Genomic DNA, 15,504 nt, shown 5'->3' on the forward strand with positions numbered 1-15,504 from the left:
GGCGGGTTCCCCTGTCTGGCTGGAGAAACGTGGTGCGACTTCCCCTGCTGCGGGCCGTACTTGCGGCCTCGGTGCTCGTGGCGTCCGGAACGGCCGCCGCCGCCCCGGTCCGGGCGGACGGCAAGCCCAGGCCCCGGGCCGTCGACGATCTCGCGCGGTACGTCAACCCGTTCGTCGGCACCGCCCCGGGCGGCCCCGACTTCGGACACGGCGGTGGCGCGGGCAACACCTTCCCGGGGGCCTCGGCGCCGCTCGGCGGGGTGCAGTGGAGCCCGGACACGGTGACGTACCAGCACGGCGGTTACTCCTACGGCGACAACCGCATCCTCGGCTTCAGCCTCGCGCACATCTCCGGAGCCGGCTGCGCCGCCTACGGCAACGTGCCTTTCATGCCGACCCAGGAGGCCGTGCCCCCGGCCTACGCCACGTTCTCGCACGCCAACGAGCAGGCGGCGCCCGGCAGTTACCACGTCACCTTCGACAACGGCATCGGCACCGACCTGACCACCACCCAGCGCTCGGGCATCGCGCGCTTCACCTATCCGGCCACCGACACCCGGCCCGCCGCGGTGAGCATCGACGCGGCCAAGGCGTTCACCGCGGCCACCGGGTCGGTCGACATCGGTACCGACACGCTGTCCGGCTACAGCGACAGCGGGGCCTTCTGCAAGTCCAAGAACCGCTACCGGCTCTACTTCCACGCCACCTTCGACCAGCCCTTCGCCCAGGGCACCCACCCCGACGGCAAAGCCGGCGCGGCCATGGTCACCTTCGCCCCCGGCGTGCGCACCGTGACCGCCCGGGTCGGCGTCTCGTTCGTCGACGTGGAGGGCGCCCGCCGCAACGCGCTCACCGAGCAGGCGGGGCGGCCGTACGACAGCGTCCAGCAGGCCGTGCGGGCCGACTGGAACACCTGGCTGAACCGCGTCACCGTCGGCGGCGGCACGGACGCCCAGCGCCGGGTCTTCTACACCGCGCTCTACCACGCCCTCCTGCACCCCAGCGTCTTCAGCGACACCGACGGCCGCTACACCGGTATGGACGGGCTCGTGCACCGGACCCGCACCGGGCATGTGCAGTACGCGAACTTCTCCGGCTGGGACGTCTACCGCTGCCAGGTCCAGCTGCTGGCGCTGCTCGCCCCCCGCGAGGCCTCCGACATCGCGCAGTCCGTCCTCAACCAGGGCCTGCAGGCCGGGTACTTCGACCGCTGGACCCTCGCGAACGGCGGCAGCGGTGTCATGGTCGGCGATCCGCTGCCCGCCATCGCCTCCGCCATCCACGCCTTCGGCGGCACCGACTTCGACGCCGACGTCCTGTTGCGCACGGCTCTCGCGGACCGCCAGGACGACCGGCAGCGTCCCGGACACACGCAGTACGACACGCTCGGCTATGTGCCCGCCGGCACCAAGGGGGTGTGGGGTTCGGTCTCCACGACCCTCGAATACGCCGTCGCCGACTACGCGCTGGCCCAACTCGCGCACCGGCTAGGGGACTTGACCGCGTACAACACCTTGCTGCGGGCCTCCGGGAACTGGCGCAACCTCTTCAACCCCGCCACCGGATACCTCCAGCCCCGCGCCGCCGACGGCACCTGGCCGGCCTTCACCCCCGCCCAGAAGACGGAGTACGTGGAGGGCAACGGGGCCCAGTACACGTGGATGGTGCCGCAGGACCTGCCGGGACTGTTCGCGGCCATGGGCGGCGACGCCGCCGTCACCACCCGCCTCGACACCTTCTTCACCAGCCTCAACGCGGGCGCCTCGGAGCCGTACGCCTACCTCGGCAACGAGCCCTCCTTCGGGACCCCTTGGGCGTACACCCACGTCGGCCACCCGGACCGCGCCGACGCCGTCGTGCACCGCGCGCTGTCCACGCTGTTCAGTGACGCGCCCGCCGGCCTCGTCGGCAACGACGATCTCGGCGCGATGTCGTCCTGGGCGGTGTGGGCGAGCCTGGGCCTCTACCCCGAGGTCCCCGGCAGCGCCCAACTCACCCGCACCACACCCCTGTTCACCACCGCCACCGTCCACCGGGGAGACGGCACCACGCTCACGGTCGGCTCCGCGGCGCCCAGGCACTCACTCCGGCAGCCGCCCAAGCACTCACTGCGGTAGCGGGCTTCGTACGGGACGGGCCGCCGGTCCGGGAACGGCCGTCACCTCGGTCGGTGCGAGTGCGCCGTGCGGTCCGTCGCACTCCACCACCACCCGGACCGGCGCGCCGCACGCGGTGTGCCGGACGTCCAGGACCTGGCCCTCGGGGTCGGCGGCATGCGTCTCGCCCCACTGCCGCAGCGCCATGAGGATCGGCCACAGATCGCGGCCCTTGGCCGTCAGCCGGTACTCGTAGCGCGTCCGGCTCCCCGCCTCCTGGTAGGGCACGGTCGTCAGGATGCCGGCCGCGACCAGCTTGCGGAGCCGGTCGGACAGCACCGCGTCCGAGAGCCCGATATGGCGCCTGAAGTCGTCGAAACGGCGGACCCTGATGAAGGCGTCCCGCAGGATCAGCAGGGTCCACTTCTCGCCGACGAGATCGAGCGTGCTCTGGACCGGACAGTTCTCCGTGCTCACATCGAGCCATTCCATGCCGCCACCATAGCCACCTGGCTCTGTCATTGACAGTCAGCTGCGACGGGATCTAGCTTCTATTGAAGAAGCCAGCAGAGGAGGCAGCACCGCATGGGACGGTCACGCACGTACGAGTGGCAGGATCCGGGGATCTCGGCGGCCGCCGTAGGAAAGGCCACGGGTCTGGAGTTCCTGCGGGAAGTGATCGCCGGACGGCTCCCCGCCGCGCCCATCGGTGCCACCCTGAACTTCACCGTCGACGAGGTGGATTTCGGTCGCGCGGTGTTCTCCCTGATACCGGGGGAGGAGCACTACAACCCCATCGGCAGTGTGCACGGCGGGGTCTTCGCCACCCTGCTCGACTCGGCGGCCGGCTGCGCCGTGCAGTCCACGCTGCCGGAGGGCATGGGCTACACCTCGCTCGACCTGACCGTGAAGTTCCTGCGCCCGGTCACCGCCGACACCGGGCGGATCCGCGCCGTCGGCACCGTCCTCAACGGCGGACGGCGCACCGCGCTCGCCCAGGCCCAGCTGCTCGACGAGAAGGACCGGCTGCTCGCCCACGCCACCAGCAGCTGCCTGCTGTTTCCCGTGCCCTGACCGTCGCCTGACTGTCCCCTGACCGGAAACAGTCGTAGAGGAGGAGTCCGCCTGTCCCCCGCGCAGGCGGATCCGTACCGTCAACTCTCTTGATCCTTACGGACCCGGGCCTTGCAGGCACGCTGTGAAGTTTGCTGCAAGCCGTTGCCGTGGTGGTATGGGGAGAAGTACGTACGTGAATGTGACACAGCGGGATCGTGAGGGCGTATGGCGGTCGGGGTGACCGGGGCGTACGAGCGCATGCTGGCGGTTGCGGTGGCGGCGCTGCACGAACGGGATCCCGCACGGCTGTGGCCGATGGTCGCCGCGGCGCTGCCCGGCCTGTGCGGGGGCGAGGCGCTGATCTACAAGCTCGGCGAGTGGACGGACCGGACCGGCGCGATGGGGCTCTCGCCCGCCGCCGCGGCACACTTCGGGCGGATCGACGACGAGGCGATGGCGGTGCTGCGCCGGGGCTATCCCTTCGCGGACCACTACGTCACGGCCGGCGCCGCCCGCCGCCCCGGAACCGCCCACCGGATGGCCGGCAAGGGCTGGGCCGACAGCCGCATGGCGGGCACGATCAGCCGCCTCATGGACGCCGACCACGTCCTGGCCGTCCCGCTGCCGGGCACGGCCACCCCGGTCACCGGCGCCCTCGTCTACCGGGCCGGCGCCGACTTCACCGACGACCACGTCCGGGCAGCCGAAATGATCCAGCCCCTGCTGGCCGGCGTGGAACAGCAGCGGCAACTCCTCGAACGCTGGCACGCCACCCAGGCCCCGCCCGAGCTGCCCGAGGACTGCAGGCTCACTCCCCGCCAGGTCACCGTCCTGCTGCTCCTCGCCGACGCCCTCACCGCCTCGGCCATCGCCCACCGCCTGGGCATCTCCGTGCGCACGGTGCACAAGCACGTGGAGAGCCTGTACCGGAAACTGGGCACACGCGACCGGGTGAGTACGGTGCTACGGGCGCAGGAGATCGGCCTGCTCCCACTCCGCACGGGACGCTGACCTCCCGAGCCGCCGCACCGACAGGAGCTCACCCTCGTGACGTACGACATCACCGCCCTGCGCGCCCTCTTCCCCGCCCTCGCCACCGGGACCGCCCACTTCGACGGCCCCGGCGGCACCCAGACACCCCGCCCGGTCATCGAGGCCATCACCCGGGCGCTGTCGAACCCCCTGTCCAACCGGGGCCAGGTCACTGCGGGGGAACGCAACGCCGACACCATCGTCACCGGCGCCCGCCAGGCCATGGCCGACCTCCTCGCCGGGGACCCGGCGGGCATCGTCTTCGGCCGCAGCGCCACCCAGCTCACCTACGACCTCGCCCGCACCCTCGCCACGACCTGGGCGCCCGGCGACGAGGTGGTGGTCACCCGCCTCGACCACGACGCCAACATCCGCCCCTGGATACAGGCGGCCGAGCGGGCCGGCGCCACCGTCCGCTGGGCGGACTTCGACCCGGCGACCGGTGAACTGACCCCCGACCACCTCCGCGCCGCCCTCTCCGCACGCACCCGGCTGGTCGCCGTCACCGCCGCCTCCAACCTGATCGGCACCCGGCCCGCGATCCCCGAAATGGCGCGCCTCGCACACGAGGCGGGAGTGCTGTTCCACGTCGACGGCGTCCACTACACCGCGCACGCCCTGGTCGACCTCGGGCAGCTCGGCGCCGACTTCTTCGTGTGCTCGCCGTACAAGTTCCTCGGCCCCCACCTCGGCGTCCTCGCCGCCCGGCCCGAACTGCTGGAGACCCTGCGCCCGGACAAGCTGCTCCCCTCCTCCGACGCGGTCCCCGAGCGCTTCGAACTCGGCACTCTGCCCTACGAGTTGCTCGCCGGCACCAGCGCGGCGGTCGACGTCCTCGCCGGCCTCGACGCGGGGGCCGCCGGGAGCCGCCGGGAGCGCCTGTCGGCCAGTCTCACCGCGCTCCACCGGCACGAGGAGGTCCTGCGCACGAGCATCGACCTGGGACTCGCCGCCCTCGACGGCATCACCGTCCACTCCAACGCGGCCGACCGCACCCCCACCGTGCTCCTCACCTTCGACGAGGCCTTCGGCGCGCATGCCACGCAGGACGCCTCCCGCTTCCTCGCGGAACGCCACGTCCACGCCCCCTCCGGCTCCTTCTACGCCATCGAGGCCTCCCGCCGCCTGGGTCTGGGCGACTCCGGCGGCCTGCGCATCGGCCTCGCGCCCTACACCGACACCGAGGACGTCGACCGGCTCCTCACCGGACTGGAGCTGTTCCTGAAGCGGCCGTAGCGATGATGGAAAAAAGATGTGCCCGTTGACGGGATAATGATGGATTCCACCCCTTCAACAATGCCCTGCGCCGCACCTACCGTTACGCCCAGGTAAACGGCCTGGTCGCCGGTCGATCGGCGCTTCGGACCAGCTGTGACGGTCGCGAGGGTTTCTGGAGGGAGAAGGCAATGGCGCCTGTGGAACTACTCATCGGAAGCCGGTGGCAGGCATCGGCGGGGGAGGGACGGACCCGGGACGTCACGTCCCCCTTCGACGGATCGACCGTCGGCACCGTGGCGGTGGCGGGACCCGAGGACGTCGAGCGGGCCCTCGCCGCGGCAGAGCGGGGCGCCGCGACATGGCGGCGCACACCCGCCCACGAACGCATGACGATCCTGATGCGCGCGGCGGAACTCGCCGACCAGCGGGCCGCCGAGATCGCCCGGACCATCAGCGCCGAGTCGGGCAAGACCATCACCGAGGCCACCGGCGAGGCGTCCCGGTCCGGCGACCTCATCCGCCTCGCCGCCTTCGAGGGCACCCAGCTCTACGGCGAGACACTGCCGTTGGACGCCAACCGCGGCACCGGCCAGGACAAAGTCGGCTTCACCCTGCGCCAGCCGTGCGGAGTGGTCGTGGCCATCACGCCGTTCAACTACCCCGCGCTGCTCGTGCTCCACAAACTCGCCCCCGCGCTCGCGGCCGGCAACGCGGTCGTCCTCAAGCCGGCCACCTCGACCCCGCTGACCGCGCTCGCTCTCGCCGAGTGCTTCGTGGACGCCGGGCTCCCCGAGGGCGTGCTCTCGGTGCTCGTCGGATCCGGCGGTGCGCTGGGCGACCTCCTCGTGACCGACCCCCGGGTACGGAAGATCTCCTTCACCGGCTCCACCGCGACCGGCGAACACATCGCCCGCGTCGCCGGAGTCAAGAAGCTCTCCCTCGAACTGGGCGCCTCCTGCCCGGTCGTCGTCCTCCCCGACGCCGACATCGAACTGGCCGCGAGCGCCGTCGCGTTGGGCGGCTACGTCAACGCCGGACAGGTGTGCATCTCCGTCCAGCGCGTGATCACCCACCCGTCGATCACGGGCGACTTCCTCGACGCCCTGGTCCCCAAGGTCAAGGCCATCAGGACCGGCGACCCGTCCTCCCCGGACACCACCGTGGGCTCCCTCATCACGACCGCCGAGGCGGAACGCGTGGAGCGGGCCATCGCCCAGGCCGGCGCGGACGGCGCCCGCGTCCTGACCGGCGGCGAGCGCGACGGAACCGTCGTCAGCCCGGCCGTCGTGGCCGACGTCGACCCCAACTCCCCTTTCAGCCAGCAGGAGTTGTTCGGACCCGCCGTCGCCGTCAGCCCGGCCGCCGACTGGGAGTCCGCCATCGCCCAGGCCAACGGCACCGACTACGGCCTCGGCGCCGGCATCTTCACCTCCGACGTCGCGGGCGCCGTCCGCGCCATCCGGGAGATAGACGCCGGCTCCGTCCACATCAACTGGACGCCCCTGTGGCGTGCCGACCTCATGCCCTACGGCGGCCTCAAGGGCAGCGGCTACGGCAAGGAAGGCCCGCGCGCCGCGGTCAGCGAGATGACCGAGGTCAAGACCATCGTGCTGCACGGCCGCCCGTGGTGATGCCAGCGCGTCCCCGCACATCCCCGCATTCAGGAGCCGACTCATGACCGACCGGACGCAACAGGGCACGGTCCGCCTCACCGTCGCCCAGGCCGTCGTCACCTACCTCTCCCGCCAGTACTCCGTGGCCGACGGCGAACGCCGCCGGCTCGTACCGGCCGCACTCGGCATCTTCGGGCACGGCAACGTGGCGGGCCTCGGCCAGGCCCTCGACCAGCTAAGCGACCAACTCCCCTTCGTCCAGGGCCGGAACGAGCAGGCGCTCGTCCACATCGCGACCGCCTACGCCAAGGCCACCAAGCGGCACTCGACCCTCGCCGTGACCGCCTCCATCGGGCCGGGCGCCCTCAACATGGTGACCGGCGCGGGCCTCGCCACCGTCAACCGGCTGCCCGTCCTGCTGCTGCCCGGCGACACCTACGCGACTCGCCACCAGGGCCCGGTACTTCAGCAGCTCCAGCACCCCATCGAGGCCGACGCCTCGGTGAACGACGCCTTCCGGCCCGTCTCCCGCTTCTTCGACCGCATCACCCGCCCCGAGCAGCTCCTCACCGCGCTGCCCGCCGCGATGCGCGCCCTCACCGACGTCGACACCGGCGCGGTCGTCGTCTCGCTCCCGCAGGACATCCAGTCCCACGCCTACGACTACCCGGTCGCGTTCTTCGCCGAGCACGACTGGCCGATCCGCCGCCCCGCGCCGGACGCCGACGAGGTCGCCGAGGTCGCGCGACTGCTCGCCGAGGCGGAGAAGCCGCTCGTCATCGCCGGCGGCGGGGTCGTGTACTCCGGCGCGGGCGAGGAGTTGGAGGCGCTGGCCGAGGCGGCGGGCGTGCCCGTCGTGGAGACCTTCGCGGGCAAGGGCGCCGTCCAGCGCCGCGCCTGGTGGCAGCTCGGCGGCATCGGACTCGAAGGCACTCCGGCGGTCAACACCCTTGCCCGGGAAGCCGACTTCGTGCTCACCGTGGGCTCGCGGCTGACGGACTTCGCCACCGCCTCGCACTCCCTCTTCGAGAACCCGGACGTGCGCTTCGCCAGCATCAACGTCAACGTGCACGACGCGGGCCGCCTCGGCGCGACCGGCATCGTGGCCGACGCCAAGCGCGCCCTCGCCGCGCTGACGGAGGTCGTACGGGCCAACGGCACGACCACGTCGGCCGGTTGGCAGGAGAAGGTACGCACGCTGGACGCGCGGTGGCAGGAGGAACGCAGCGCCGCGATCGACCCGGACACCCCCTTCGACCTCGCCTCGCTGCCCGCCGACTCCGACGTCGTGCGCGACACCGAAGCAGCCCTTACCCAGGGGCAGTTGATCGGTCTCCTCCAGGAGCACGCACGGTCCGGTGACACGATCATCGCGGCTGCCGGCGGTCCGCCCGGTGACCTGCAGAAGGTGTGGGACGCCACCGAAGGGCGGTACGCCCACCTGGAGTTCGGGTTCTCCTGCATGGGATACGAACTGCCCGCCGCGATCGGCGTCCGCCTCGCCGAACCGGACCCGGCCAAGCGCGTACTGTCGCTGCTCGGCGACGGAACCTTCCTCATGGCGCCGACCGAACTGGTCACGGCCGCGCAGGAACGGCTCCCGATCACGATCGTGATCCCCGAGAACCACGGCTACCAGGTCATCCACCGACTCCAAATGGGCCGCAACGGAAGGGAGTTCGGCAACGAGTTCCGCTACCGCGACGGCAGCCTGGAGATCGGCTCCGGCAAGTCCGCACGCCTGGAGGGCGACTACCTCCAGGTCGACCTCGTCAAGACCGCGGAGGGCCTGGGCGCACGCGCGCTGCGTGCCACGACCGCCGACGAGGTGCGTACGGCGCTGGCCGACACGCGCGACCACAACGGCCCGGTCGTCCTGGTCGTCCCCGTGATCCCGCACGCCGACCTGCCCGGCGCCGGTGTCTGGTGGGACGTGGCCCCGGCAGAGGTCTCCGAGCAGGAGGCCGTCGCCCAGCTGCGCGCCGAGTACGAAGAGGGCCTCGCGTCCCAGAGGTGGTACGGATGACTCGCTCACCTCTCGACCACGGCCGCCTGCGTGCCCGACTCGCCGCCGGAGAAGCCACGTTGGGCACCTTCGTCGGCACCGCCTCCCCGGTCTCGGCCGAGGTGTGCGCCGCCGCGGGCGCCGACTGGCTGCTGCTCGACCTCGAGCACGGAGCGGGCGGCGAGGAACAGGTCCGGACGACCGTCCCGGCCGCGGCGGCCTACGGCGTCCCGACCGTCGTACGCGTGGAGTCCGCAGAACGCATCCGCATCGGCCGCGTCCTCGACCTGGGCGCCGCCGGAATCATGCTGCCCCGCCTCGACACGGCGGCCGAAGTCACCGCCGCGCTACGGCACTTGAGGTACCCGCCCGCAGGGGACCGGGGCGTGGCCACCTACAACCGGGCCTGCCGTTTCGGCCTCGACGCCGGAGCCCTGGACCGGGAGGGCGAACTCCTCGGCGTGGTCCAGATCGAATCGGCCAGTTCCCTCGCGGAGGTCGAGGCGATCGCCGCCCTGGACGGCGTCGACGTCCTGTTCGTCGGCCCCCGCGACCTCAGCCACGACCTCGGCGTGCCCGGCGACTTCGCCGCGCCGGTCTACCGGGAGGCGCTGGAGCGCGTCCGCAAGGCCGCCGCCGCGCACGGCAAGGCCTGCGGACTGCTCGTCCACGACGGCGCGGCCGCGGCCGCCAAACGAGCCGAGGGCTGGACGTTCATCGGCATCGGTTCCGACGCGACCCTGCTCGCGGCCGCCCTGTCCGCCGCGCTCGGCGAGGCCCGGGCCCAGGACTCGCAGGTCTCTCAGGATTCCCAGGAGGCACGATCATGACCCCCGACACCCCGGGCGCCGCACGCGAGATCGGCGTCGGACTGATCAGCGTCGGCTGGATGGGCAAGCTGCACAGCCGCGCCTACCAGGCCCTCCCGTCCGTCTACCCCGAGCTGGGCATCAAGCCCCGCCTCGTCCACGCCGCCGACACCGCCGAGGACCGCGCGGCCTACGCCCGCGACGTCCTCGGCTACGCGCGGGCCGGCACCGACTACCGCGCCGTCCTCGACGACCCGGAGGTCGAGGTCGTCTCGATCTGCGCGCCCAACCTCCTCCACCACGAGATAGGCATCGCCGCCGCCAAGGCCGGCAAGCCGTTCTGGATCGAGAAGCCCGTCGGGCGCGGCGCCGAGGAGACCGCCGAGGTCGCCGCCGCCGCCCGCGCGGCCGGGGTCGTCACCTCCATCGGCTACAACTACCGCCACGCCCCCGCCGTCGAACGCGCCCGCGAACTGATCGCCGAGGGCCGCCTCGGCCGTATCACCAATGTCCGCGCCACCTTCTTCTCCGGCTACGCCTCCGAACCCAAGGGCGCCCTGTCCTGGCGCTTCAAGCGGGACCTGGCAGGACACGGCGCGCTCGGCGACCTGCTGAGCCATGTCGTGGACCTCGTCAGCTACGTCGTCGCCCCGATCGACGAGGTCTCCGCCCTCACCAGCACCGTCTACACCGAACGCCCGCTCCTGCCGATGGGCTCGGGCACGCACTTCGCGGTGATCGAGGACGGCGAGATGGCGCCCGTGGAGAACGACGACTACAGCGCCGCCCTCGTCCGCTTCCACGGCGGAGCCGTCGGCACCCTGGAGGCCTCCCGCATCATCGTCGGCCCGCAGTGCGGCATCGGCTTCGAGATCTACGGCACCGACGGGTCGGTCACCTGGAACTTCGAGCGCATGAACGAACTGCGCGTCGCCCTCGACCGCAGCGGCCCCCAGCAGGGCTACACCACCGTGCTCGGCAACGGACACATGGGCGACTACGCCAGCTTCCAGCCCGGCCCCGGCAACAGCATGGGCTACGACGACCTCAAGGTGATCGAGGCCAAGAAGTTCCTCGCCGCCGTCGCGGGCATCGAGCACCACAACTCGACCATCGAGGACGCGCACGCCGTCGCCGAGGTCATCGCGGCGGCCGCGGCCTCCGCGGAGAGCGGCGCCTGGCAGCCGGTGCCCGCCGTGCCGGGGGCGAACTTCGGCCATCCGGTGCGGAGTTGATCGTATGACCGAACATGTGGTGGTGGGCCTCGGTCCCGTCGACACCGACACGGTGGGACCCGTCCTGGGGGAGGGGGTCACCTTCGTCGCCGATCCCACGCCCGAGGACCTCGCGGTCGCCGAAGGCGCCATCGTCCGCGCCGACCGGCGGGTCGACGAGGAGCTGCTGCGGCGGGCACCGCGGCTGCGGGTGATCGCCCGCACCGGCGTCGGCGTCGACCTGGTCGACGTGAGGGCGGCCTCCGCCCGTGGCATCCCCGTGGTCATCACCCCGAACAGCGGCAGCCGGGCCGTGGCCGAGGGCGTCTTCGCCATGGCCCTGCACCTCACCAAGCGGCTGGCACCCCTGACCGAACTGGTCCGCGACGGCCGCTGGGCCGCACGGAACACCGTCCCCGTCGGCGACCTCGACGGCGCCACCCTCGGCATCGTCGGCTACGGCCGCATCGGCCGCCGGGTGGGTGAACTGGCCGCCGCCTTCGGCATGGTGACCCGCGCCTACGACCCGTTCAGCCCGCCCCCGGCCGAGCTCTCCGTCGTGGACCTCGATGAACTGGCCGCGACCAGCGACGTGTTGACCCTCCACGCCCCGCTGGTCGAGGAGACCCGGCACCTCGTCGACGAGCGGCTGCTGGCCCGCGTCAGACCGGGCGCGATCCTGATCAACTGCGGACGCGGTGGGCTGCTCGACCCCGATGCCACCCTCGCCGCACTGGAATCGGGACGGCTGGCGGGCGTAGGACTGGACGTGTTCGATCCGGAACCGGCTCTCTACCATCCACTGTTCGATCATCCCGACGTGGTTCTCACCCCTCATCTGATGGGTATGACGCGCCGGGCGATGACCTTGACCTTCGTCGACGCGGCGCGTGGTGTCGCGGACGTTCTCGCGGGGCGGCCGCCGGCCGCGGTCGCCGACTCCGACTGGAATCTCAGAAAGGCCACAGCATGACCACCTCCCCCCTGAACAGGATCGCCGGTGCTCCCATCTCGTGGGGTGTGTGCGAAGTGCCCGGCTGGGGCTACCAGTTGACGCCCGAGCGGGTGCTGAACGAGATGCGCGAGGTCGGCCTGTCCGCCACCGAGTTCGGCCCCGAGGGCTTCCTGCCCGCCGAGCCCGGCGCCATGGCCCGCACCCTCGCCGACCACGACCTGCACGCGGTCGGCGGCTTCACCCCGCTGCTGCTGCACGTGCCCGGCCACGACCCGCTGCCCGAGGCGGAACAGCTCCTCGCGGGCTACGACGCCTCGAAGGCGGAGGTGCTGGTCCTGTCGGCCGTCACCGGCCAGGACGGCTACGACTCGCGCCCCGAACTCGACGCCGACGGCTGGAAGCTGCTGCTGTCCAACCTCGACCGGCTCGCCTCGCTCGCCGCCGAACGCGGGGTGCGCGCCGTCCTGCACCCGCACGTCGGCACGATGATCGAGAACGGCGACGAGGTCCGGCGCGTCCTGGAGCACTCGGCGATCTCCCTCTGTCTCGACACCGGCCACCTCCTCATCGGCGGCACCGACCCGGCCGAACTCACCCGCCAGGCCCCCGAGCGGATCGCCCACACCCACATGAAGGACGTGGACGCCTCCCTCGCCGCCAAGGTCCAGGACGGACAGCTCAGCTACACCGACGCCGTCCGCAAGGGCATGTACCGCCCGCTGGGCGCCGGCGACGTGGATGTGCAGGCCATCGTCACCCACCTCAGCGCCCGCGGCTACGACGGCTGGTACGTCCTGGAGCAGGACACCATCCTCACCGAGGAGCCCAAGGCGAAGGGCCCGGTCGAGGACGTGTGGGCCAGCGCCGAGCACCTGCGCTCGGTGCTGCGCGGCGTCGCCTAGCCCGTATACGGGCCTGATGTGCTTTTGATGGATTCTGAGGGATTGACTGATGTGTCGAGTTGATCTCAGAATGCCCAAGCGATCGGGCGCCGTGTCTTTTCCGAGTGTGAGGAATCCAGGAAAAAGTAAATGACCGCTGACGAATTTCTGGCCACCTGCTGGACCACGGCGGGTGACGCCGCTCCCGACGAGGAGGATCAGCGCAGCCCGCTGAATCTGCGGGAACGGGTGGAAGCGGCGCGCGAGGCCGGATTCACCGCCTTCGGGCTGCTGTACGTGGACCTGGTGGAGGCCGAGCGTGAGTACGGAATGGCCGGGATCCGGTCGCTCTTCGCGGACAACGGGATCAACCACGTCGAGCTGGAGCTGCTGACCGACTGGTGGGCGGACGGACCCCGGCGGGCCGCCTCGGACGAGATCCGTACCGGCATGCTGAAGGCCGTCGAGACACTCGGCGCCCGTACCTTCAAGATCGGCCCCGATGTGGCGGACGAACCCTGGGACCTCGACGTCTGGGCCAAGGAGTTCGCCGTACTGGCCGCGCAGGCCGACGGGGTCGGCGCCCGGCTCGGCGTCGAGCCGCTGCCCTGGTCCAACCTGAAGACCGTGCACGACGGGCTACGGCTCGTCGAGGCCGCAGGCCATCCGGCGGGCGGCCTCATCATCGACATCTGGCACACCGAGCGCGCCCACACCCCGCCCGCCGAGCTGGCGGAGGTACCCGGATCGCGGATCGTCGGCGTGGAGCTCAACGACGCCGACAGTGAGGTCGTCGGCACGCTCTTCGAGGACACCGTGCACCGCCGGCGCCTGTGCGGAGAGGGCTCGTTCGACCTGCCCGGGGTCATCGCCGCGCTCCGCACGGCCGGCTTCCGCGGCCCCTGGGGCGTGGAGATCCTCTCCGACGCGCACCGCGCGCTGCCGGTGCGGGAGGCCGCCGCGGCGGCATATCGGAGTGCCGCGGCACTCGTGAACTAATAACGGGCCACAGGGGTGGCGGGAACGAAACCACGGTCGTTTCCGCCGCCCCTGTTTTCATTTCTATTTTGATGTACGGGGCACGTTTTTGTGGCTGCTGAGGAAATGTTCAGACATCTTGGCGTGATGGATAAATGATGTCATGACAAGCGTTGACCCTGGGGTGGCGTGACGGTTCTATCTCGTCATAAGCAACAGCCGTGTTAACGGCATGTGATCCTCCGCAGCACAGTGAGGTGCCGGAAAGATGGACCGTACATCCCACCCCCGCTCCCGCAGAATCGTTCCCGTCGTCGCTGCGGCCGCAGCCGCCGCACTGCTCGTGGCCGGCTGCTCCAGCAGTTCCGGGGGCAAGCAGTCCGACGACAGTGGGGCCGGTGTCTCGGCAGGCAAGGCCACCACACCCCGCATGACCATCGCGATGATCACCCACGCGGCCCCCGGTGACACCTTCTGGGACACGATCCGCAAGGGCGCCGAGGCCGCCGCGGCCAAGGACAACGTCAAGCTCGTCTACTCCAGCGACCCCAACGGGCCCAACCAGTCGAACCTGGTGCAGAACGCGATCGACCAGAAGGTCGACGGCATCGCGGTCACTCTCGCCAAGCCCGACGCCATGAAGTCCGTGGTCGCCACGGCCGAGAAGGCCGGCATCCCCGTCGTCGGCTTCAACACCGGCGTGCAGGACTGGAAGAAGCAGGGCCTCCTCGAGTACTTCGGCCAGGACGAGAGCATCGCGGGCGAGGCATTCGGCCGCAAGCTCAACGCGGCCGGGGCCAAGCACACCATCTGCGTGATCATGGAACAGGGTCAGGTGGCCCTGGAGGCCCGCTGCGCCGGCGTGAAGAAGACCTTCACCGGCAAGACCGAGATCATCAACGTCAACGGCACGGACATGCCGTCGGTGAAGTCGACGATCACGGCCAAGCTCCAGCAGGACAAGAGCATCGACTACGTGACGACGCTCGGCGCCCCGTTCGCGATGACCGCGATCCAGTCCATCGCCGATGCCGGCAGCAAGGCCAAGCTCGCCACGTTCGACCTCAACAAGGACGCGGTCGGCGCCATCAAGGCCGGCAAGATCCAGTGGGCCATCGACCAACAGCCTTACCTCCAGGGCTACTTGGCCGTCGACTCGCTATGGCTCTACAAGAACAACGGCAACTACAGCGGCGGCGGCCAGGAGCCCGTGCTGACTGGTCCGGCGTTCGTCGACAAGACGAATGTCGCCAAGGTCGCCGAGTTCGCCGCCAAGGGAACGCGGTGACGCCCATGACCCAGATCACGGCACCGGCGACGGGCTCCCCGTCGCCGGCTCCGCCGGTCCCCGAACAGGACGGGCGGACTTCCGAACGGCCTTTGCTGATCCAGCTGTTGGCCCGTCCTGAGGTCGGAGTCTTCCTCGGTGCGGCAGCGGTGTACGTGTTCTTCCTGATCGCCGCTCCGCCGGTGCGTGAGGGCGCGTCGATGGCGAACATCCTCTACGGTTCGTCGACCATCGGGATCATGGCCCTGCCGGTCGCCCTGCTGATGATCGGCGGGGAGTTCGACCTCTCCGCCGGCGTCGCCGTCATCACCTCCGCGCTCACCGCGAGCATGCTCAGCTACCAACTCACCATGAACGTA

The 15,504-nt window shown here is 70.9% G+C and carries 14 protein-coding genes; 13 read left to right on the plus strand and 1 reads right to left on the minus strand.

The window, feature by feature from the left end:
- The first annotated feature begins 29 nt into the window (after positions 1 to 29).
- Positions 30 to 2,117 carry a GH92 family glycosyl hydrolase gene (locus SSP08S_RS13885; protein WP_245607877.1) on the plus strand — a complete coding sequence of 696 codons (2,088 nt, stop codon included), beginning with the start codon at positions 30 to 32 and terminating at the stop codon, positions 2,115 to 2,117.
- Here SSP08S_RS13885 and SSP08S_RS13890 read toward each other — a convergent pair.
- The gene (locus SSP08S_RS13890) at positions 2,106 to 2,588 is read right to left on the minus strand and encodes a winged helix-turn-helix transcriptional regulator (RefSeq protein ID WP_019068211.1); all 483 of its coding nucleotides are present in this window, start codon (positions 2,586 to 2,588) and stop codon (positions 2,106 to 2,108) included. The genes SSP08S_RS13885 and SSP08S_RS13890 overlap by 12 nt on opposite strands.
- A gap of 93 nt (positions 2,589 to 2,681) precedes the next feature.
- On the opposite strand from SSP08S_RS13890, the gene SSP08S_RS13895 reads away from it, so the two are divergent.
- The 12 genes from SSP08S_RS13895 to SSP08S_RS13950 all read left to right on the plus strand — a co-directional run.
- A complete protein-coding gene (locus SSP08S_RS13895) occupies positions 2,682 to 3,170 on the plus strand; it encodes a PaaI family thioesterase (protein ID WP_019068212.1) in 489 nt (162 codons plus the stop codon).
- A 207-nt stretch (positions 3,171 to 3,377) separates the two neighbouring features.
- The gene (locus tag SSP08S_RS13900; RefSeq protein ID WP_019068213.1) at positions 3,378 to 4,163 is read left to right on the plus strand and encodes a helix-turn-helix transcriptional regulator; all 786 of its coding nucleotides are present in this window, start codon (positions 3,378 to 3,380) and stop codon (positions 4,161 to 4,163) included.
- 36 nt (positions 4,164 to 4,199) lie between these two features.
- A complete protein-coding gene (locus SSP08S_RS13905; RefSeq protein WP_019068214.1) occupies positions 4,200 to 5,420 on the plus strand; it encodes a cysteine desulfurase-like protein in 1,221 nt (406 codons plus the stop codon).
- A gap of 170 nt (positions 5,421 to 5,590) precedes the next feature.
- A complete protein-coding gene (locus SSP08S_RS13910) occupies positions 5,591 to 7,033 on the plus strand; it encodes an aldehyde dehydrogenase family protein (protein WP_019068215.1) in 1,443 nt (480 codons plus the stop codon).
- Between the two features lie 43 nt (positions 7,034 to 7,076).
- Positions 7,077 to 9,041 (plus strand): 3D-(3,5/4)-trihydroxycyclohexane-1,2-dione acylhydrolase (decyclizing), encoded by a 1,965-nt coding sequence (gene iolD, locus SSP08S_RS13915; protein ID WP_019068216.1) that lies wholly within the window; start codon positions 7,077 to 7,079, stop codon positions 9,039 to 9,041.
- On the plus strand, positions 9,038 to 9,850 hold the full coding sequence (locus SSP08S_RS55285) for an HpcH/HpaI aldolase family protein (protein WP_019068217.1): 813 nt from the start codon (positions 9,038 to 9,040) through the stop codon (positions 9,848 to 9,850). Before iolD ends, SSP08S_RS55285 begins: the two co-directional genes overlap by 4 nt.
- Complete coding sequence (locus SSP08S_RS13925) at positions 9,847 to 11,064, plus strand: Gfo/Idh/MocA family protein (protein WP_019068218.1); 1,218 nt, start codon at positions 9,847 to 9,849, stop codon at positions 11,062 to 11,064. The genes SSP08S_RS55285 and SSP08S_RS13925 overlap by 4 nt, the downstream gene beginning before the upstream one ends.
- 4 nt (positions 11,065 to 11,068) lie before the next feature.
- On the plus strand, positions 11,069 to 12,016 hold the full coding sequence (locus SSP08S_RS13930; protein ID WP_019068219.1) for an NAD(P)-dependent oxidoreductase: 948 nt from the start codon (positions 11,069 to 11,071) through the stop codon (positions 12,014 to 12,016).
- Positions 12,013 to 12,900, plus strand: coding sequence for a sugar phosphate isomerase/epimerase family protein (locus SSP08S_RS13935; RefSeq protein ID WP_019068220.1), 888 nt, complete (start codon positions 12,013 to 12,015; stop codon positions 12,898 to 12,900). Before SSP08S_RS13930 ends, SSP08S_RS13935 begins: the two co-directional genes overlap by 4 nt.
- Before the next feature lie 129 nt (positions 12,901 to 13,029).
- Positions 13,030 to 13,878 carry a sugar phosphate isomerase/epimerase family protein gene (locus tag SSP08S_RS13940; RefSeq protein ID WP_019068221.1) on the plus strand — a complete coding sequence of 283 codons (849 nt, stop codon included), beginning with the start codon at positions 13,030 to 13,032 and terminating at the stop codon, positions 13,876 to 13,878.
- A gap of 247 nt (positions 13,879 to 14,125) precedes the next feature.
- Positions 14,126 to 15,145, plus strand: coding sequence for a sugar ABC transporter substrate-binding protein (locus SSP08S_RS13945; RefSeq protein ID WP_019068222.1), 1,020 nt, complete (start codon positions 14,126 to 14,128; stop codon positions 15,143 to 15,145).
- A 5-nt stretch (positions 15,146 to 15,150) separates the two neighbouring features.
- Positions 15,151 to 15,504, plus strand: a 354-nt coding sequence (locus SSP08S_RS13950; protein WP_026178474.1) for an ABC transporter permease subunit, incomplete at its 3' end; no start/stop codon positions are given.

This window comes from Streptomyces hokutonensis (genome assembly GCF_000376565.1).
Taxonomy (GTDB): domain Bacteria; phylum Actinomycetota; class Actinomycetes; order Streptomycetales; family Streptomycetaceae; genus Streptomyces; species Streptomyces hokutonensis.